Source organism: Bradyrhizobium sp. WSM1253 (assembly GCF_000244935.1).
Lineage (GTDB): Bacteria > Pseudomonadota > Alphaproteobacteria > Rhizobiales > Xanthobacteraceae > Bradyrhizobium > Bradyrhizobium canariense.
This window is the reverse complement of record NZ_JH600073.1, coordinates 7,671,511-7,691,151: the sequence shown is the minus strand read 5'-3', so window position 1 is coordinate 7,691,151 and position 19,641 is coordinate 7,671,511. Positions and strand designations below refer to the sequence as shown.

At 64.5% G+C, this 19,641-nt stretch carries 10 protein-coding genes and 1 pseudogene; 1 reads left to right on the top strand and 10 read right to left on the bottom strand.

Annotated elements, in window-relative coordinates:
* Window positions 1-138: 138 nt before the first annotated feature.
* A complete protein-coding gene (locus BRA1253DRAFT_RS42475; protein WP_007602826.1) occupies window positions 139-657 on the top strand; it encodes a very short patch repair endonuclease in 519 nt (172 codons plus the stop codon).
* Here BRA1253DRAFT_RS42475 and BRA1253DRAFT_RS37130 read toward each other — a convergent pair.
* From BRA1253DRAFT_RS37130 to BRA1253DRAFT_RS37085, 10 genes and pseudogenes are all read right to left on the bottom strand, one after another.
* Window positions 635-6,496 carry a DEAD/DEAH box helicase gene (locus tag BRA1253DRAFT_RS37130; RefSeq protein ID WP_007602824.1) on the bottom strand — a complete coding sequence of 1,954 codons (5,862 nt, stop codon included), beginning with the start codon at window positions 6,494-6,496 and terminating at the stop codon, window positions 635-637. The two genes, BRA1253DRAFT_RS42475 and BRA1253DRAFT_RS37130, sit on opposite strands and share 23 nt — an antisense overlap.
* The gene (locus tag BRA1253DRAFT_RS37125) at window positions 6,489-8,579 is read right to left on the bottom strand and encodes a hypothetical protein (RefSeq protein WP_007602822.1); all 2,091 of its coding nucleotides are present in this window, start codon (window positions 8,577-8,579) and stop codon (window positions 6,489-6,491) included. Before BRA1253DRAFT_RS37125 ends, BRA1253DRAFT_RS37130 begins: the two co-directional genes overlap by 8 nt.
* Window positions 8,576-11,134, bottom strand: a complete 2,559-nt coding sequence (locus BRA1253DRAFT_RS37120) for a hypothetical protein (RefSeq protein ID WP_007602819.1) — start codon at window positions 11,132-11,134, stop codon at window positions 8,576-8,578. Before BRA1253DRAFT_RS37120 ends, BRA1253DRAFT_RS37125 begins: the two co-directional genes overlap by 4 nt.
* Window position 11,135: 1 nt before the next feature.
* Entirely contained in the window at window positions 11,136-12,365 is a 1,230-nt protein-coding gene (locus BRA1253DRAFT_RS37115; RefSeq protein ID WP_007602817.1) for a DNA cytosine methyltransferase, read from the bottom strand.
* 506 nt (window positions 12,366-12,871) lie between these two features.
* On the bottom strand, window positions 12,872-13,726 hold the full coding sequence (locus BRA1253DRAFT_RS37110) for a DUF3883 domain-containing protein (RefSeq protein ID WP_007602816.1): 855 nt from the start codon (window positions 13,724-13,726) through the stop codon (window positions 12,872-12,874).
* A 916-nt stretch (window positions 13,727-14,642) separates the two neighbouring features.
* Window positions 14,643-15,827: pseudogene (locus tag BRA1253DRAFT_RS37105) on the bottom strand (MFS transporter).
* Between the two features lie 87 nt (window positions 15,828-15,914).
* Window positions 15,915-16,652, bottom strand: a complete 738-nt coding sequence (gene arsH, locus BRA1253DRAFT_RS37100; RefSeq protein WP_007602814.1) for an arsenical resistance protein ArsH — start codon at window positions 16,650-16,652, stop codon at window positions 15,915-15,917.
* Complete coding sequence (locus tag BRA1253DRAFT_RS37095; RefSeq protein ID WP_007602812.1) at window positions 16,642-16,995, bottom strand: helix-turn-helix transcriptional regulator; 354 nt, start codon at window positions 16,993-16,995, stop codon at window positions 16,642-16,644. Before BRA1253DRAFT_RS37095 ends, arsH begins: the two co-directional genes overlap by 11 nt.
* A gap of 51 nt (window positions 16,996-17,046) precedes the next feature.
* Window positions 17,047-18,231, bottom strand: coding sequence for an MFS transporter (locus BRA1253DRAFT_RS37090; RefSeq protein ID WP_007602810.1), 1,185 nt, complete (start codon window positions 18,229-18,231; stop codon window positions 17,047-17,049).
* Window position 18,232: 1 nt separating this feature from the next.
* On the bottom strand, window positions 18,233-19,603 hold the full coding sequence (locus tag BRA1253DRAFT_RS37085) for an NAD(P)-binding domain-containing protein (RefSeq protein ID WP_007602809.1): 1,371 nt from the start codon (window positions 19,601-19,603) through the stop codon (window positions 18,233-18,235).
* Window positions 19,604-19,641 lie beyond the last annotated feature (38 nt).

Here is a 19,641-nt window from a genome sequence, read left to right as displayed (position 1 = left end):
TGCTGATAGACTTTCTTGACTGCTTCCCGCGTGATCCGTTCGCGTCCTAGGCAAGTAGCATCTGGCTTCGGCCGCTGGCCTAGACGATATAGCCAATCGGTCTCGAAAGCGCCTTTGCCGCTCGTTATACAGACGGGCATGGCAGTCCGCCTTAGACCACCGCGAACACGCGCAAAGCGGCCGACAACTGGCAAGCCGCTCTGCGCGGAGGCGCTGAGCCGGCCGCGGGAGAGGTATCCTTCCCATCGTTCGTGGACCATGGCGCAAGTCGGGTCGAGGAACACCACGCCCGAACTCAACGTGAGGCGCGCCGCGCACAAGCTAGGACTGCGTTTTCGGCTTCATGAAGCCGAACTTGCCGGTAAACCCGATCTCGTTTTCCGACGGTGGAAAACAGCCCTCTTCGTCCACGGATGCTTCTGGCACCGGCATCATTGCCAACGGGCCCGACTGCCGAAGACGAACGTCGATTATTGGGCGAAGAAGCTCCAGCGCAATGCGCTGCGTGACAAGGCGACCCTAAGGCGCCTGAGAAAAGCCGGATGGCGATGTGCCGTAATTTGGGAGTGCCAGGCCAAGGACCCCGCAAAGTTGGACAGAACCTTGCGGCGCCTGTTCGCTACGCCTCCCGGCGCTAGTCGGCCGCGGTCACCCTGAAAACCGGTGCCAGGGCCCTATCCCCCGCCACCTCGAGCGCGCGAAGCGGTCGCCTCTCGAGATCGAAGGTGTCGATCGGTATCGTGCGCGCGCCCTGGTTCGATGCGCCAAGGTCGCTAAGAAGCGTACCATCGGCCCGCCACAGCGGATGAATGACGACCAGCTTCCGGCTCACTCGCTGCTGCCCGTCCGTCTCGACAAGGCACGGCAGTCCCATCGACCCTACCCGCTCCGTCCGCCAGAACCTCGGCCGCATCGAAGCCACCTCCTCGGCGAGGGCGTGCGCTTTTGCGAGCCACCCCCTCAACTCCGGGAAGGAATCGAAGTCGCCGTCGAGGCCGCACTGGAACGATGGGTCGATCATAGACCGCAAGTATGCAAGCCCGAGCCGCCAATCCAGCAACGGGTGGTAGCGCCTGTTCTGGTACTGCTGGATGCACATGTAGCACGAAGTCGAGCATTTGCTTTCGTGCTCCTCGTCCACGAAGTCGAGAAGAGGCCACTTGTCGTACGCCGTCAGAATCTCCTCGATGAGGCGGGCGATGTCGGGACGTCCGTCGGTGCCCGGCTGGCATAGCCGGCGGCACAGTCCGGAGCCGTTGATAAGCGTGTCGGCGATCTGCAGCATGGGCCGGTCATGCCGCAGGCGCGGCTCGAGCGCCTCGAACTCGTCGGGCGCGACGTCGAGCTCGAGCGCCGCCTTCTGCACCAGCAGATGGGTGGCGCTGATTGCGGCGGCACGGGCAGCGATGTGTGTGCGTTCGCCGCTTTTAGCCACGAGGTCGATGTTCAGCCGCTCGTTGAATCGGATCGCTTCGACGAAGACGGCGTCCGTCGCCTTCCGGGCGAACAGGCCGAACTTACCGATACCGTCGCCCGTGCGCTGAAACCGTTTCGCCTTGTCCTTAATGGACACCTCGGTGTCGATGGCTTGATCGGCCAATTGGACGCCCCGAGGGAACGTCGCGACGTCCTGGTCGGTCATCATTTCGACTTCGAACAGTTGCTGCTCGCCGAGATCGTCCGGGCGGCCATCGTTCAGCTGCATGATCGTGGTCCCGGCACCCGCATGGATCCGAATGCTTCCGACGTCTTCCGCCTTGCCCTCTCGCGCCACCGTTGCAACGGTACGGGTCGACATCACGCCGACCTCGTCCAAGTCGCCGTCCTCGGGACGGAAATCGGTTCTGAACGCCGCGGGCGAGATGTAGTGCCGGAATTCCGCGGCCTGCATGTCCGCACGGCAGTCGTCGCATCGAACGCCGCCGCCCGGCCGTTCGCGCTCATGCTTGGCCGCGCCACAGGCGTCGCACCACCCGACGAAGCCGTATTCGCTGATCCAATTGGACATCGGTGGCTGCACCAGAATGTTCTTGCCGCGCCGCTCGGGATCCAGGAGCCTTCCCGTGAAGCCGATCGCCTTGTGCTTCTCCTTGTCCTTGACGAGCAGACTGCCTGGCGCGAATTCGAAGATGGCCATCTCGAGGTCGCGGTCCATGGAGAGCCAAGACAACTCCTCATCCGAGCCGCGTCCCGTCCGGTCCATGCCGAGGTACATGTTGCGCACGCGCGTGGGCATTCCGTACATCGGCAGGAGGCCTTGCTCGGCCAGGAACTGGGCCAGCCCGGCGTTGTCGCGGGGCGCCGCGTCCCGCCTTTCCATGATCTCTCCGAGCAGCATTTCGGGAGCGGACGCCGCGAGCAGACGCGCTTGTTGCTCCTCGTCCAGAACGGCCGAGGCGACGAACGCGTCGCGCACGCTTTGCGTCTGCTTCAGGGCCGCAAGCAACCGGTCGGGCCACGGCGATCCTGTGTCGTAGAAATCGCCGGTCGGCACATATTCCCCGTGCACGTCAGGCGGCATGAGGTCGTCGCCAGGATAGATGTCCCCGCGCCCTATGCATTTGTCCCGCACGACGGCGAAGGCGGAGCGCAGCCACACCTTCCGGAGAAGCCTAAGGGGTATCGGATCGTGGTCGACCGCGAGGAACGGCGGCGGCGGCGCGTCTCCGGTGATGGACTCCGGATGACGGAAGTAGAAGGCGTCATGGCTGCGGCCTCTGCAGAAGGTCGCCACGAACGAGAACGCCTGGCCGCGGCGCCCGGCCCGTCCGACGCGCTGTTGATAGTTGAACCGCTGAGGCGGCATGTTGGCTTGGTACACTGTCTGCAGCGAGCCGATGTCGATGCCGACTTCCATGGTGGTCGTCACGGAGAGCATGTCGATCTCTTCGGCGAGGCGACCGACTTCGTTCGTCTGGCCGACGAAGATGTCCTTGAACCGGCGTAGCCGATCCGAGAAGTCCTCGGTCTGTCCGCTCAATTCCTCGCATTTGAGGCGGAAGCGCTTGATACCCTGATCGTGCCCGCGGACGATGCGCCGTCCGAGGAAATTCCGGCTCCAAAGCTCCTCGACGACGCCGGTCGGGTTGTCGGGCAGTGGATTGTAGCAGCGGGTGCAGATTTGCTCGCCGCGGTGCAGATGGACGCGCTCGCAGGACTCGCACCGCCAATAATGATCGCCCGCCTCGGCGACGCGCAGGTGCAGTTTGCCCACCTCGACCACGCCCCCGTTGTGACCAATCACCGCGAGCGCATCGAGAACGCCTTTCAAGCCGTTGTCCACGCCCGCCCCGAACGCCTTGTCGGCGAACCTGCGCACCCGGTTGTTTCTCGGCACCGCCTGGGGCCGGTCCCACGTCACGAAGTTATTGCGGTCGAAATACTTGCCCTCTCTCACTCTTGACGCGCTGGCGAACACGCGCAGCCAAGCATCCAGCTTGCGGATTTCGTCGGTCGCGTCGGCCGAGAGTGACGGATAGGCCAACCCCGTTTCCTCGAGGGCGAAGAACGTGTTGGCGAAGATCACGTCCTCGACCAGTTCGTACTGGTTGGTCATGATCCGGCGCTCGAGGTCTAGCTGCCGGTCTGCCGGCAACTGCGGAGAGAATTGGTTCACGCCTTGCGTCCGGACGAATGCGTCCCACCAGGGTTTGTCGTCGAACTTGGCTCGCCCCACTTCGTCGTAAGGATGGATGCCGAGGCCGACGAACTCGGAGGTGATCCGGGACAGCGCGCGGCCACTGCTGCCGTATTGAAGAAGGTAGTCGAGACGGATCTTCTTCGATTCGATGTCGATTCCCTTCAACTCGCCGTCCATCTTGTTCCAAGCGGTGACCTGCGCAACGACGGCGTTCATGTCGCCACCCAAGCCGGCAAGTATTCGCGCCCGCTCTTCCTGGCTGAGGTGCCTCGCCTGCGCATCCGCGAGGCATTCCCTCGCCGCGGTGACGAGGATTTCGCGGCGGAGGTCCCTTAGATGGAGTCTTTCGATCTCCAGCGATTGGTTCGCAGCGTCTTGCCGGCTGTCTGAAAAGACGATGCTCTTGGCCTGCGCGCCGATGGCATGCAGCAGTTCGAAGAGCTCGGTCGCGACCATCTGGGACGCCTTGCCGACGCCGGTGCGGAACGCGCGGATCGGGGAGCTCGCCCGGCCTGTCCGCGGCCGGAACGAATAGTCCGTCCCGCACTTCGGGCAGCAGAACGGTTGCGCCATCCTTAGGCGCACTTGCTGTCCCCTTTGGTTTTGTATCGCATCGTCCGTCTGAAAGTATAGGTGGCCGCCGATGTGGCCTGCGGGCACCTCGTCGCGCTCGGTGACGGCGCCGGTGGTTGGATCGAGCGAGGACTTCGTCCATCGGTCGTAGTTGCGCTCTGACATGCGGGGCGCGGCCGACCTGGGCCAGAAGACGGCGAACTGCTGCCAGGTCATCTTGTCGTAATATTCCGACCCGGCTTTTTCCGGAATCCCCTCGAGGTCCGCTGCCGATGGCAGAAGCTCGGTCACGTTGGTAGTGCCAGCACCGGATCCGCGCTGCCCGCCGAGCAGGATCTCCCCGCAGGCCTCGCAGTACAGGAGCTCGAAGAGCCGCCGTCCGCGTGCGGAATCGCCCGTGCGTTTTCCATGGGAGGTGCCGCGCTCGATGGTAAGATCGCCGATTCTGATGCCGTCATTGCCGACGTCGACCGAGCCGAAAAGACCCTCGACGTTCCGGATGAAGCCATGGAAGCGGAACGAAGGCAGCCCCTGCGGCGTGGACGCCTTGTGGCCTGCGCTTTCCGGAAGCGCGCGGGCGAGCATCAAGCCCCTCAGCGCTCGGGTAGCGTCGGCGCTACCGAAGATGACCTGGGCGAGCCTATCGATAGAGGTAGCCCTCACGTTCTCGCCGTCGAAGCAGGCGGTCGTCAGCACCTCGGCCGCTCGACGCGAAAGGCTTTGGACGAAGGCGGCGTCCTGCGGATTCAGTCCGAAGGCGACGGCGATTTTCCCGAGCGCGAGTTCGACGGGCTTCGATTTCGGCACGTCGCGAACGAGCCCTTCCCCCTTCGGATCTGCCGCCGCTACTAAGTCGGTGAACGGTTCGGTCGGGAGTTTGCTCAGTGCGACCCGATCAAGATGGGGCGTCCCCGGCACGACGCAATCGCGCCAGAAATCCAGCTTTTTGGTGCCGGGATCGTTCGGTCCTTCGCTCGTCCCGTAGGGCGCGAATAGATCGCGCAGATATCGCAGGCTGTGCTCTTCGTTCTCGCCGTCGAGAGGAAGCGACGCGCTCGATGCTAGTATCCGCAGCTTGTGGATCAACTCGGGCTTGTCGAGCCCCAGGCGCTGCAGTAGCGACTTGATCAGGAAAGACACTTCGGTGCCGGCCGAGCCGCGGACAAGATGCAATTCATCGATGATGAGAAACAGATAGGATTCCGGATCACTCGCCAGCCAATCCCGCGTGGATTCGAAGACCTTGTCCTCCACCTCGCGCGACAGCATGGTCCCGAGCATCGATGCGTTGGTGACGAGGATGTCCGGTGGCGCGCGGTGCATGTCCCAACGGCTGACCATCTCGCCGCCATCGACCGACGGGAAAATGAACCTCGTCGGCTCGGCCTTCTCACCGGCGGCGGCCGCAGCCTGGCGCGCCGCTGCGTCGTGCTGGCGCGCCGCGTCCTGGTCGCTTTCGAACCTCCGCATCTCCTCGCGAAGAACGTTGCCGCGGCGGGTTCTCCGGGACCGCTCGCCCTTGTCCTTGGACCGGCGGGGATGGATTTCGTATCCCGTGACCGGCGTCGAGCTCGTGTACTGTCCGAAGAATATCCGGTTGCCGGAGAAGCGCTCGTCCATGACTGCGCGCGCCTCTTCCGAGTCCAGCGTTCTGCGGAGCCGGACCATCTGGTCGTCAACCAGCGCGTTCATCGGATAGAGGATGATTGCCCTCAACGCCTTCGGGCGGCCCGGATCCTCATGGCGGCGCATATGGACGAACGGGTCGCCACCGGCCCACCAGTTGTCCTGCAGGAATCCGGTGCGCGGGGCGGGCCAGTTCACGGCCTCGTTCGCAAGCGCCGCGAGCACTGGCAGCATGAAGCTTTCGGTCTTGCCGGAGCCGGTGCCCGACGTGACGATGCCGGGCTTTCCGCGGCGCGCGCCGCGAAACAGCATCTCGACTTGATGGGTGTACGGGTTGTAAGCCGACTTCCGCTTGATCGATCCTTGGGCCGGCTCACCGTCGAACAGTCCGGAAAGCGCCAGCTCGACAAAGGCGCTCCGGCCGTCTTCCGACAAGTGGCTCAACCGCGCGTCGGAAACGAGCTTCTCCAGCGGGTCCTTGTACTGCTGGTATCGCAGCACAGGCTCGATGAACGGGGCAGTCGCGAGAGCGCCGTCGGTTTCCAAGAGTTCGCGGCGGCCGTTCGCCGTCTCCTCGTTCGAGATGCGGAACGCCGTCTCGACGTACGAAATGAAGAAGTCCTTGATGCGTTCGAAGCCGCCGATCGGATCAAGCACGCGACGGTCCTCCGTTGTCGATCAGCTTTAGGTTCGGCTTCGCGTCTCCAGAGATAGAATCAAGGACTTCCTTCGAGAACCCGCCCGCCTCGCCCTTCAGAACCGCTTTCGCCGTCGGAGCGAACGTGGCCAGCCAGCGGGCGTCGGTGATTGGCAACCGAGCGGAGCCGATCAACGCCAAGGCCGCAGCGGGGTCCGATCCGACGCTCGATAATTCGACGACGCGCTGCAACGTGTCGTTGCCGATCGACGCCAAGGCTGCGACGCCCGCTGTGCGTTCGATCCACCCCTCAGCGCGGAACGTCGATGGAGAGCTCGTCGCCTCGCCGTCCCCTTCGCCGCCGCGCGTGACGCACAGCAGGAATTCTCTCGGCAGGGACCGTTGCTTGCCTGCGCGCGCCAACGTATCGATCCAGAACTGCGAGGGCGCGAGGTCGGCGCGGCGGATCGCGCAAAGTCGGACGATGGATCTGTCCTGCACGTCGGCCAAAGCCAGCCCAAGCGCCGTCGGCTCGCCGTGCCCGGGGCGGCGCCACAGATCGTCGTAGCTGATAATCGTCGGGTCGCAGTCGAGCGTGGTGATGGCGCCGCCGGCCAGCATCGACGACAGAACGTCGAGCACGTCGTCCGCCTCAGGACCTTCGATGATCGGCACGCCGCCGCTCAGGACAAGGGTGGCCACCCGCGCCACGCCCCGTCGGCCCGCTTCGGTGAGCAATTGGGAGGCCTTCAGCCAATCGGAGATCTCGCCGATTGGCAGCGGGCTTGCAGAAGGCGACGGGTTCGCGAGCGGCATCAGCGGGCTTGCCTGGGAAGTCTTGGCGCGGTCGCCGGCGTCTTGCAGCACCTGCTCCATGCCAAGCAGGCGATCGACGTCGGCTTTCCGGTCGACGGCCTCCAACGAAAGCCGCGTGATGTCGGCGTCAAGCGCCTCGATTTCGCCGGCCTTGGCGCGATTGCTTTCTTTCAGCGCGTCACGCGACTTCTGCAGTTCTTCGACGGCCTTCTCGAGACCCGACTTCCTGACCTCGATTGCCGATAGGGCCGCATTCTCCTCGGCGTCCAACTTCGCCTGAAGATCCTGCAGGCTCGACGTTTCGAGGTCGTCCAGCTCCGCCTTGAGTTTCTCGCCGCGTGCACGCCTCACCGTGGCGAACTCCGCCTCCATGGAAGTCGTCAATTCTGCGGTGAGCGCAGCACGCTTCGCCTCGACGGCGTCTGCTGTCAGCCGCGCGATCTCCTGCTCGATGCGCGCTGCAATGGCCGGGTCGCGCCGCAGCGCCTGCATGAAGTCCGTGACCAGCGCCGGTCGCGACGTCACGATCTCGCCGAGGCGCCGTGACCGTGAAATTTCTTGGGCTATGTTCAGATCCGGCTCGCCTGCGCCGGAAAGCAGGCCCTCAAGCCTGCCTGCGTGCGCGAGAAGCGTCGCGGCCATCGCCGCTCTTGCCTTCTGTTCGTCATCTTCGCCCGCCAGCGCCGCCCGAACAATCTGCTCGACGTATTTCGCATCGCTCGTCCAGTTCGCGAGCTTAATCTCGGGGGACTGATGGTTCTTTTCCATCAGCGAGATCGAGCCGCCCGGCGTGGGGATGGCAAGGATCTTCGTGGCGTCGAAGCTGAATACGGGCAGCCGCGCCATGTCGGCCGCCGTCGCGCGGCTCCTGCCGTCCTCGGATTTAGCCATTTTGACAACGATCATTTCGTCGAGGCCGATGCGACAAACCTTTTCGCCGACGTAGGTGTCCTGCAGCCCGGTTTCGACCAGAAGCCTGCGCGCCGCTTCCGATCCGGACAGGCCGCTGAGATCCTCGAAAGGGAGCAGTTTCTTGGCAGTCGGCGAAACCCAGCGCTGGCGCCGAGGCGGCCCGTCCAGAACGGGCTTCGCGATTGCCCAATCGTCCTGCTTCAGAAAAGCGCGCGCGCCGCGAAGCTCGATCTCGCCCTCCGGCGGGAACTCCGTTTGCGATGTATGGGTCAGGTCCCGCATCACGCCGTCGACGGACTGGGCGCGCGCCTTCATGAAAACTGAGTCTTTCACGCGCGTGCATTGACCGATTACGAATGTATTGATCGCACTCATGAGTTGCTCCGCTGCGTCGCGTCGAGAGGCGCCCTGCCTGAAACAATGCGCCCGCCGGTGAAGACCAATCGTTCGGCAAACCCGCTGCGCCGCGCGGACGCGACGGCGTCCCAGGAAGCGCGAAGCGTCACGCCAGCCTCTATCGCGCGAGGCAGCAGCCTCGCGACGGTCGTCGCCTGATCTCGACTCGCCTGATACCCGTAACCACCGGACGGCAGAAGTTGCGGGTTGGCCAAGTTTTCATATCGAAGCCAATGTGCGATGCGATCGGGCAGGAAGCCGTCACGGCCTATCCGAACCAGACGATCCGCCTCAAATCGATACATCGCCCTGCCCGCCTGCATGTGCGCCTCGGCGATCGCGCTGCATCGCGACACGAACATCCGCTCCGGGCCGGCCCCGGAAACGACGTAGACGTCGTGATCGCGCTCACCCAGATGAATCCAACGGGTGAGGCAAACGCGCGACGGGGAACCGTCGAACGTGAAGCGCCCCGCGTCCCACGACCAGACGTATTCCCGCCGGTAGGCTTCCAATCGGCGCTGCGGGTCATCGTCGAATGCCGCAGCGCGGCGTCCCGGTATCGTAGGCGATTTTGTCAACCATCCGAGCCGTTCCTGCAGCTTCTCAATCGCCACGCCCGTGGCGCCCGTCAAAGGAACGCTCCATGGCAACGCCAGTCGCCTGAACGCGCTCCCGCCAAGCGCCTTGACTGCTTGCTCGAAGTCGCGGCGCTGAAGCGCGGGAACGGACCCGTCGACCAATATGAGATCCTGAGCGCGCGACCGCAGCGGCACCAGCGCGACGTGGCCCAATATCCACGTACGTCCGCGGTGACGCGCTCTCAGAAGTGGCGTCAGCACGGTCGCATCCTGCAGGCTGCGTAGGAAGTCCCAAGGGCTGATCTCTCCGGGAAGGACCCTCTCCAGCAGCGGGATCAGATCGGCCTCACTCCAGCCCCGGCGCCCGCCTGCGTAGATCGCTTCGAGAAGGTCGTCCAGCGCCTCCGGGACGGCATCCCAACCCTGCGGAGGCTCGGCCGTCCGCGAAAGCATCCTAACGGTATCGTTCCACTCCGGCGCGTCGACTAGGTTGGCCGGCCTCTGTCCGTCGCGGACGAACGCATCGGCGACGAAATGAAGCCTCGCCCCGGTGCTCGCGGAGCTCCTGAGTTCGAATACCCCGGCCACCGGACGTCGCGACCTGATCGCGTACAGGTTCGGCTCGATCTCCTTGCAGCCAAGAGCCGGGGCGTGATTGTCCCCCTCGGCGACGATCGTCGGCAATCCGAGATCGGTCTCGATCCTGGGAAGAACCGACCGTCGCCCGAGCCAATGGTGGTCCGTCCGGACGCCACCCGTCACCGTCACGCCGGAGATGGTCAGCGTGGGTTCTCCCTTCGCGAGCAGCCGGCGCAACGCGTCCTCGGCCCGCGCAATCGAGACCGGATCGTTTGTCAGACTCCAGTCGCCGCTGAGCCGAAGCCTTCCGAGCTTCGTGCCGACCGCCGCCGTCAGTCGGTTGCTCAGCCCGACCTTGACCTCGCCGCGACAATCGGAAAATCGAGGCACTGCGGACCAACGGGACGTGCCGACGCGCTTGAAGACGATGTATCCCGCCTCCGTCACCTTTCGCAGGTTCGAGGGGCCAAGCCTGCCGACTGCCGCGACGGCAGACTGCAGTGTGGAGTGCACGCTCGCGCGGTCCGATTTGTTGGCGACGTCGATCTTGAAGTGAAGGAGCCCGTCTTCGTCGGGGTAAACCTCAAGCGCGACATCCGACGACATCTCGACGTTTCGCGCCTCGGCGACCGACAGCACGAACTTCCAGAACCGGTGTTCGGCGAGCGCGCGCTGCTCGCTCTGATAAGCGGCATAGAATTCGTCGAAGGCGTCATGCAGGCCTTTCGACGCGTTCGACCGGTCGACAAGGTTGCGCAGCGTCGCGAGCAGCGTTTTTTCGTCGGACGCAATTCCCGCATGCTGGTCGAAAAAATGTCCGAGGAACGTGCGGTCACGCCGGGAGGGAAACGACAGCCGCACGGTGTGGCCGATCTGGTTCCAGCCGTCGTCATCGGGCAGGACGAGCCTGCGGAACGGCTTCCCTGCCTTCGCCTGGCGCAAGAGCCAGTCCCGCAACGACCTCCACATGGTCGCGATGCCTGCCAGCTTCGAGAAGGATCTGTCTACGCCGAGGAACGAGGCGAGCTTCGGCCTGAACTGGTCGGAGGCGCCATCGCCGTCCCGCTGGCTGTCGACAAAAATCGTCAGCGCGAGGTAAGCGAAGCAGCCGGGGCAATCGGGAGCAAGCTTTCTATTGAAGCTTCCATCCTCCAGGGCGGAGTAGAGCGTCCACTTGTTCGTCAGCAGCGCTTTTTTGAACGACGAAACCGCTTGAGCTCCCGCGAAGGCGTCCGATCCTGCCGCCATCGCAAGCGTTTCGGGACTGATATCGAAGGACCTGATCGGACCGACGCCCTCGCCCGCTGCCGTCAGGAAACGCCGCGTCAGCGCTTCTTCCCACTGGGGCAAGTTGGTCGGCAATTCGGCGCGCATCTCACATCCTGAGTTCGAGCTGGCCGCGCCGGCTCCTTTCGGCGGATCCGCCTGCGGAGCGCTTGGGCCTCGATGCAGCGGTCCCGCGTGATTTCTTGATCGACCGCAGCAGCGGCGTCAGAAGCTTTCCGCGCAGGAACGAGACGACGGGCACCGCGACTCCGTCGCCGATCACTCTGAAGGCGAATTCGTACACCTCCGGGAGCTTGTAGCTGGCCTTCAGCCCCATGAGCGAGGCAGCCTCGGCCGGCGAAAGAAGGCGCGTCCGGACGTCCGAGCCGTTCACGACGATGATGCGCGGCCTCGACCCTCCCCCTTTTGGGGTCCGAAGACACCCAGCGAGGCCACGGAAGCAGATCTCGGTCCGCTGCACCGTCTTTCCGTTCGATGGCCGCATGCGTAGGGACAGCGTGCCTACGATACGCTTGCCAGATTTCTTGGCTTCAGAGAGCTTCTGCTTGTGAATGGCGGACATCATGCCGATCAGACGTCTGGTCTCGGCGGGCGTGTGCCAATCGACGCCTACCGGCTTATCCTTCACGATTTTGTTCAGCGTCTTCTTCAGTTCCGGAGCGGCGCCGAGATTGAACCACATCCATTGCTCGCGGCACTGTGGCGACAGCTTTTCAACAGCCTTCACCAGCGGATCTGGATGCCAGGTAGTATGCGGCTCCTCGCGAATAAGCTCGGTCGCGATCTTGGCCGACTTCGAAACGGCAACGATGAAGACGCGCTGCCTCGACTGCGGAACGAAATGGCGCGCGTCGACCACGACCGCGCCGGCGCGCATGCCTAGCCGGTCGAGCGCCGCGACGACTGCCTTGAATTCCTCGCCGCCGTTGATGGTCAGAAGGCCGACGACGTTCTCCAGCACGACGATCCGCGGCAGGCGGCCTTTCGCCTTCAGATCCTTCATCAGGTCGATGAACGCCCAAAACGTCCCGGATCGCGTTCGGTTGGATCCGCTCGACTGGCCGATCCCGAGCCCGTTGCCCGCGGTGGACAGATCCTGGCAAGGGAAAGAGGCCCAGGCAAGGTCGGCACGCTTCCCGAGATCCTCCGCCTCCAGCTTGTGGATGTCGTCCTCCAGGATTTCCTCTTCGCCCCAGTTTTCCGCGTACACCTGGACCTTCAGCGGATCGAAATCGTTCGCGAAATGGCACTTCCACCGGCCGCCGAGGCCAGCGCGCACCATCCCACCGCCCGCGAAAAATTCGAGATAGCTCGGCACTTCAGATGGCCCTCCCGGCAAAGGCGGCCATCGTCGATCCCGACGCAGCAACACGCCCGATAGGCGCGCGCGGCTCCAACCCGTCGGGTGTCTCTGACGTTTCCATACCCTGCCCCAGCCTACGGCCGGCCACCGCTCTTCGAACTCCTCCGCAGAAAAGCTGCGGGGAAGCGTGATGTCTTCCCTGTCAGTCAGCCCGAAGCGGGTGACTGGGAGATGTTATCGAAGGCTGGCACCGACCCGCATTGATTGCTCCCGCGGCGAAACTCTAACCGAGTCGTGCCTACGAAAGCCGCAGAATCGTCGCATGGGTTGAACCGCCTCGCAAGTTCAATCGGCTAATTCTTTAGTTGGCCGAAAGCCTAACCATTCCCATCGGTTATCGGCGGGGAAGTGCGTTCGATCGCTCCCACTTCGAGTCGGATTCTGGACGGTGGGACCGGGGCTCCTCCGCCCCATGCGCATTCCAGACCGCCTGTGAGACACCCCGCCCCGCCTGAACCGCGTCACCTGGGCACGGCCACGTACTTTTCCGGGATGAGCCGCAGGCCGGCGTCGAGCGGCGGCTTAATGTCGAACATCTCGGCACCGTTCTGGAAGTGGAAGACCCTCCGGACGCGGTAGGTCGACGGACTTCTAGCGGCGACTTCGTACTGGGTGCGGGACAGCCAGAACGGGGTCCGTGCGTGCCCATTGGTGGTCTTGATCTCGAGGAGCCTCTCCTCGCCGTCCGACTCGAAGGACCGAACGTCATAGCCCATATGGTCTTCGCCGCGATCGGCAGGCCAATCCATCGCCTTAGCCAGGTCGCGGCGCCCGGCTTGGCAGAGCCGATCGAATTCGAACCTGAACACCATCTCCTCGCCGGCGTGCCCCAGGAACCGATTGAGCTCGTCCCTGGCAGCCGGATCGTACTTGCCGACCAGCCGCCGCAGCGCCGGCTGGCGGTCCTGCGGGTCCGAGTTCAAAAACGCAGGCGGAGGCACCAGCACCGGTCCTCCCGCCGACGTGAATTGCGGTCTCACCGACACCGGGTCGATCAGGACCTTCGGATGCAATCCCAACTGGGCTTCGACCGCCTCGACCAAGCTGTCCTGGTAGTTGTGGGCCGGCAGCAGCCCCGGGATCCAGGCGATCCCGAGCTCCTCGAGCACCGCCGACACGTTGCGGAGCTTCCACTCGATCGACTTCTCGGAGCGTCCCAGCTCCGTTGCGAGGCGCCGGTAGAAGCCTGCCTTGTTGACCTTGTCGCCAGCGCGCTCCCGCCCGAGCATCTGGAAATAGTTTGCGACCACAATGGCGGCCTGCTCTGCCGTCCAGTCGGTCCCCTTAGCCCCCGGCGCTGCGCCCTCGACGTCCACCTGATTGCGTCCCCTGCTCCCGCCGGGAATCCTACCAGGCCGCGGTCGGTCCGCAAAATTCAACGATGGATACGTCCCGCGCCGACGGGGCGGCTTTCGATCTAAGTGCGATTATCGTTTCGGGACCGGCTCGGTGCATCATGTTTGTCGACAAGCCCATCGGCCCTCCGTCGATCGCCATCTGGAGAGCGACCTGGGAGTTTTTGGAAGCTAAGCCGAATTAGCTTCCTTAAGGCCGCCTCATCCAAGCCCCTCAGAGCGCCGCTCATGGGCCGCCTTCGAGATGGTCGGCGGCTTTCGCCGCACCCTAACCGGTGACAGTTACGAAGCTCGGTGATGCGAGCTAAGTACCTGTATTTCTAGCTAAATTATAGAACCTGCAGCTTGATGGTGAAGATCGAGGATAAAGATGCTTTCGCGTCCGGAGACCCCTCGGCGGCCGATCTCTTTGGTGGGACATGATGCTGCGGCCGTCCCGACGTCGTCATCCCTCCTGCGGTAGCTGGAAACCACCCCGCGCTGACCACGACTGGCGAGATCGTCGCCAGATCGGTAAGATTGCCGGGGCTCCGCGGTCCGCAGTCATTTCGGCCGCGACTGGGCTGTCTGGAGTGCCGCCGTAAGCTGCTGCAGACGGCCTACACCCGTCTCGATTACCAGCGGCGGGTTTGCCTTGCCGGACAAGAGCGGCATGCACCGCGGAGGCCTTTTCGACGTTGGAAGTCGGCACCTTCACATGTTCGCCAGCCGAGGATCCGCAGCGACATAGCTCAGCCGGTCATTTTGGCCTCTCCAGGGAGGATTCGGCGCCCCAGACAGCCCTGTGTCACATTTTGGCTCCGGCGCGATCCTGGCCGGCCCAGACCACGGCAGCCCACACCACCTCACGAAGTGGGCGGTGCAGGCCTCGTGCTCTTCATTCAGCGGGTCTGGTCAATCTCGCCTCGCCTGCACGGGCCCACATGAGCGCCAGCGGCCCCATCGAGATCCCGACTGCGAGTACGATGAAGACCAGCAGCCATCCTGCCGGGCTTTGTGGCCCGCCGGCAGAATCGAGAGCGACCCCCGTCCCCCATGCGCCGGTGGCCGACAGTCCAAAACCGACGGTGGAGTGAAGCGCGAGCGTTGCGCCCCGGTGTTCGCGCGTGGCGGCCGCCGACATTCCGGACGTGAGCGCTCCGGAATCGGCAGGGACGGTGACACCATAGACGAGAAGCAGGACGGCGAGCGCCTATGCAGGCGCGCTCACGTTCAAGCCGATGATCACCGCCACTGCGGCCGAGGCGATCATCGCGACCGTGATGGCGCGGTGGCGGCCGAACTTAATGGCGGCTTCATTGCCCAGAATGCTGGCGGGCATAGAAACAATGGCGAACACGAAGCTCACGACTACGGGCGAGAGCCAGCCGGGAGAACCCTGATGCGCGATGACGTAGGTCCAGAACCCGACCAGCCAAGTCCTGATCCCATAGAGCTCGAAGCAGTGAGCGCCATATCCAAGGATGTAGCCGAGCGCCTCGCGGTTCGCGAACACCGGCTTGAAATCGAGTAGCGGCCCGGCTCGGTGCTCGGGTCTCCGGCGGTCCATCAAAAAACATACGATAGCCATCACCACGGGCCCGATGCCGGTGAGCACGAACGCAGCTCTCCAGCCCCATCGATCCGCGACGACCTGGGCGACCAGGAAGGAAATCCCCACGCCCAGCGAGAAGCTCGATGTGTAAAGCGTGACCGCGCGCGAGGTGTCCCCGGTCGGCAACCGATCCGTCAAGGCCTTCAGGCCCGGCATATACGCGCCGGCGAAGCCGAGACCAGCCAGCGACCAGATCGCCGCTCCCGACCAGAAGCCGTCCGCGAACACGCCGAACGCGATCGTGGCCAGGCCGCTGACGATGGAGCCGAAGAGCAGCACCACGCGGGCATCGATGCGATCCGTCAGCGTGGTCAGGACCGGCACGGCCAGCATGTAGCCGAAGGCGTAGCCGCTCGCCAAAAGCCCGCCCTCCGCGGCACTCAATCCCCAAGCCGGCATGAGATGCTGGGCGAGGTTGGCGGACAGAACGACGTGAGGCAGCAGGTTGCCGATCTGCCCGACGCACATCGCCGCGATCAGCGATTTTCCGTCCAGCTTCCGAATGCTCCCCTCCCGTCCTCCGGCCGCGCCGTGGCGCCGGACAATCAAAACGGTTCAGATCGCCTTGTCCAGCCGCATGCGTTGCGCGAGCTTTTCGGCGGCTTCTTTCCGTTCGCTGTAGCGGTCCGTCAGGTAGGACGACGCGCCACGCGTCAACAAAGTGAACTTCACCAACTCTTCCATCACGTCGACGATGCGGTCGTAGTACGCCGACGGCTTCATCCGTCCGTGCTCGTCGAACTGTTCGTAGGCCTTCGCGACCGACGACTGATTCGGGATGGTGAGCATGCGCATCCAGCGGCCGAGCACGCGCAGCTGGTTCACCGCGTTGAACGACTGCGAGCCCCCGCTGACCTGCATCACCGCCAGGGCCTTGCCTTGCGTGGGGCGGACGGCACCGATCGAGAGCGGGATCCAATCGATCTGAGCCTTCATGATGCCGGTCATGGCGCCGTGACGTTCGGGGCTGCACCAAACCTGGCCTTCCGACCAGGCCGACAGGTCGCGAAGCTCCCGCACCTTCGGATGGTCGGACGGCTGGTCATCCGGCAACGGCAGGCCCGAAGGATTGAAGATCTTGGTCTCCGCTCCGAATGCCCTCAGCAGACGCGCCGCCTCTTCCGTCGCGAACCGACTGAACGAGCGCTCGCGGAGCGAGCCGTAGAGCAGCAGAATTCGCGGCCGATGCGCCACGGCCTTGACCTGCGAGAGTGCCGCGAGATCCGGGGTCCGGAACAGATCGGAATCCACGTTGGGAATGTCCGATGTGATCTGATGCGTATTATCTTCCAAGAGACTTCCTTTTGTTTCGCGTGGGCGGGGCTTCGAAAAGGCTCGCCTTGAAGTGATCGTTGTTACCGCAGCAATCCTGGACCAAAAACAGCGTCAGGGTCCGGAAGGTTTCTAGATCGGCACGGTAGATGATGGAGCGGCTCCGACGCTCACTGACGACGAGACCGGCTCGCGCGAGGACCGAGAGATGCGCCGACAGCGTGTTCTGGGGCACATTCAAGGAACGCGCCAATTCGCCCGCGGGCAGCCCTTCCGGCTCGGACTTCACCAGGAGTCTGAAAGCCTCCAGGCGCGTGTCCTGTCCCAAAGCACCCAAGGCCGAGATCGCGTCAGATTTTTCCATCTATCCAGACATATGGATAATTGGTGGGGAGACAAGGCGCTCCATGGTTTATCAACCGGCTTCTGCTGCCGCACTCTCGGCCTTTGCGTGTGATCGTGCCGGACGCAGCATCAACGCTCCGAGGGCGGCGAGACTGAGGAGCGAGGAAACGATCAAGACGCTGCCTCCGATCGGCTCGATCAGCAGCCCGAACGCGACCGGCGCCAGCGCTTGGCAGATCCGCGAAGGCGCGCCGATCAAGCCCAGGCGATAGGCGTAGTTCTCCGGCCCGAAGATCGCGAGCGGCAGCGTTCCGCGCGCGATGGTCAGGATGCCGTTGCCGGCCCCGTGCAGCAGTGCGAAGGCGGCCGCTGCGCCTCCGCCGAACAGGCCGATGACGCAGGCCCCGATCGGATGCGTGATGCAGGCGAGCCTGGTCGAGAACAGCGGGTGGAAGCGACTGAGCGTGCTGGCCTCGAGGACGCGGGCCGCGACCTGAGCCGGGCCGATCATCATGCCGGCGAAGACGGCCTGGGCGGGAGTGGCGCCGAACGCCTCCACGATACGCGGCAGATGCGCAGCCATGGCCGAAGTCACCGTCCAGGCGGCCGCGAACGCGAACGACAACAGGACCATCGTCCGGTCGATCGGAATGTGCGGTTTGATCACCGGACCGGAGGTCTGGCGCGCCGGCACGGTCTTCGGCAGGAAAAACATGTTCAGAGGCAGACCGAGCAGCACATGGGCTGCGGCCCAGGCGAAACACGTGCCTCGCCAGCCGATCGCGTCGATCCCGAACGAACTGAGCGGCCAGCCGACGGTGCTGGCGAAACCGGCGATCAGCGTGATGCCGGTGATCGCTTTCCTCGCATTGTCGCCGTAGATGCGGCCCAGCGCCCCGAACGCCGCATCGTAGAGGCCAAGTCCCATCCCGACGCCAAGAAGCAGCCATGCGCCGATCAACGTCGACACCGACGTGGTCGCTCCGAGCAGAGCGAGACCCGCCGCGAGGATGACGTTGGACGCCGCGAGCACCTGCCTGCCGCGGACGCGGTCGATCTGACGTCCCACCCGAGGTCCGAGCAATCCGGATATCACCAGCGATCCCGAGAACGCGGCGAAGAACCAGTTGCTGGAGATGCCCAGATCTCGGGCAATCGGATCGGCGAAGATGGCCGGAAGGTAGTAGCTCGAAGCCCAGGCGAGGGTCTGCGTCGTCCCCAAGGAAAGGACGACGCGGAGCTGATCGGATCTCACCTCAGGAACACCCGCAGCCGGTCTTGCCGACCGCCTTGGCTTCGGCATCCTGCGCGCAGCAGGCGTCGACCGCGGCAGGCGCCGGACCTCCGCAGCATCCGCCTGCGGCCGCGCCTGCTTCGACGCCGCCGCGCGTGCAGACGCCCGTCTCCGGAAGCTCAAGCTCGACGCGCTCGGCCGCCTCGCGATCGCCTGCGATGTCGGCGGCGATCGACCGGACCTGTTCGTAACCCGTGATCATGAGGAAGGTCGGCGCGCGTCCGTAGCTCTTGATGCCTGCGAGGTACAGGCCGCGATCGTCCTGGGCGAGCTCTCGGGCGCCATGCGGACGCACCGTGCCGCAACTGTGCTCGTTCGGGTCGATCAGGGGAGCCAACGCGACCGGCGCCTCGATGGCGGGATCGAGACGGAGGCGAACTTCGCTGAGGAAGGACAGATCGGGTCGGAAGCCGGTCGCCACGATGAGCTCGTCGACGAGCACATGCCGTCCACAGCATGCCGATCCGCTGGCGACCCGGAGTCGCTCGCCCGCTATAGTCACGTGCGACACGGGGAAGCCCGCTTCCACCCTGACGAGGCCCGAGGCGACGAGCGATGCGAAGTGCGCGCCGAGCTCGCCGCGGGCGACGAGCTTGTCGTTCGCTCCGCCACCGAAGGCCTTGGCCGGGTCGTTGCCGCGCAAAAGCCAGATCACTTCCGTTCCCGGTGCCTGGCCGGCCAGCCTCGTCAGGTCCGTCAGCGTGCCGATGGCGGAGTGCCCTGCCCCTAGCACGGCGACCGTCTTGCCCGCGTAGCGGGCGCGATCCCTGCCGAGAACGTCGGGCATCGCGTACGCGATTTTCGACTGCGCCTCACGCTCGCCGATCGCCGGAAGTCCGTTGGCGCCGGCCGGATTGGGCGAGTGCCATGTGCCGGACGCGTCGATCACCGCGTCGGCGCGCAGCGACTCCGGCCCCTTGCCGTTTTGATAGCGGATCTCGAACGGAGCCGCCTCGCGGCCGCGGCTCTTCGCCTTGTCGAACCCGAGGCGGCTTACGGCGGTCACCCGGCTGGACGTCCGGATCACGTCCTTCAAGGGAGTCCTGGATGCGAGCGGATCCAGATAGCGTTCGAGCAGCTCGGCGCCGGTCGGATAGACTTGCGGGTCGGGTGAATTCCACCCTGTCGGCGCCAGCAGGCTCTCCGCCGCCTTGTCGACGTTGTACTCCCAGGGGGAGAACAACTGCACATGCTGCCACTGCCGCACCGAGTGGGCCGGCTCGGGTCCTGCCTCCAGAACGACCGGCGTCATGCCGCGCTCCAGGATGTGGGCCGCTGCGGCAAGTCCGACCGGGCCGGCTCCGATGATCGCCACCGTCTTCGCTTCGCTCATGCTTCTTCTCCCATCAAACTAGAAATATCGAAATTCCG

What these genes read in the sequence shown, in the direction of transcription:
- BRA1253DRAFT_RS37120 (WP_007602819.1), bottom strand. Translation starts at nt 11,134, where the DNA reads ATGCGCGCCGAATTGCCGACCAACTTGCCCCAGTGGGAAGAAGCGCTG.
- BRA1253DRAFT_RS37085 (WP_007602809.1), bottom strand. Translation starts at nt 19,603, where the DNA reads ATGAGCGAAGCGAAGACGGTGGCGATCATCGGAGCCGGCCCGGTCGGA.
- BRA1253DRAFT_RS37125 (WP_007602822.1), bottom strand. Translation starts at nt 8,579, where the DNA reads ATGAGTGCGATCAATACATTCGTAATCGGTCAATGCACGCGCGTGAAA.
- BRA1253DRAFT_RS42475 (WP_007602826.1), top strand. Translation starts at nt 139, where the DNA reads ATGGCAGTCCGCCTTAGACCACCGCGAACACGCGCAAAGCGGCCGACA.
- BRA1253DRAFT_RS37095 (WP_007602812.1), bottom strand. Translation starts at nt 16,995, where the DNA reads ATGGAAAAATCTGACGCGATCTCGGCCTTGGGTGCTTTGGGACAGGAC.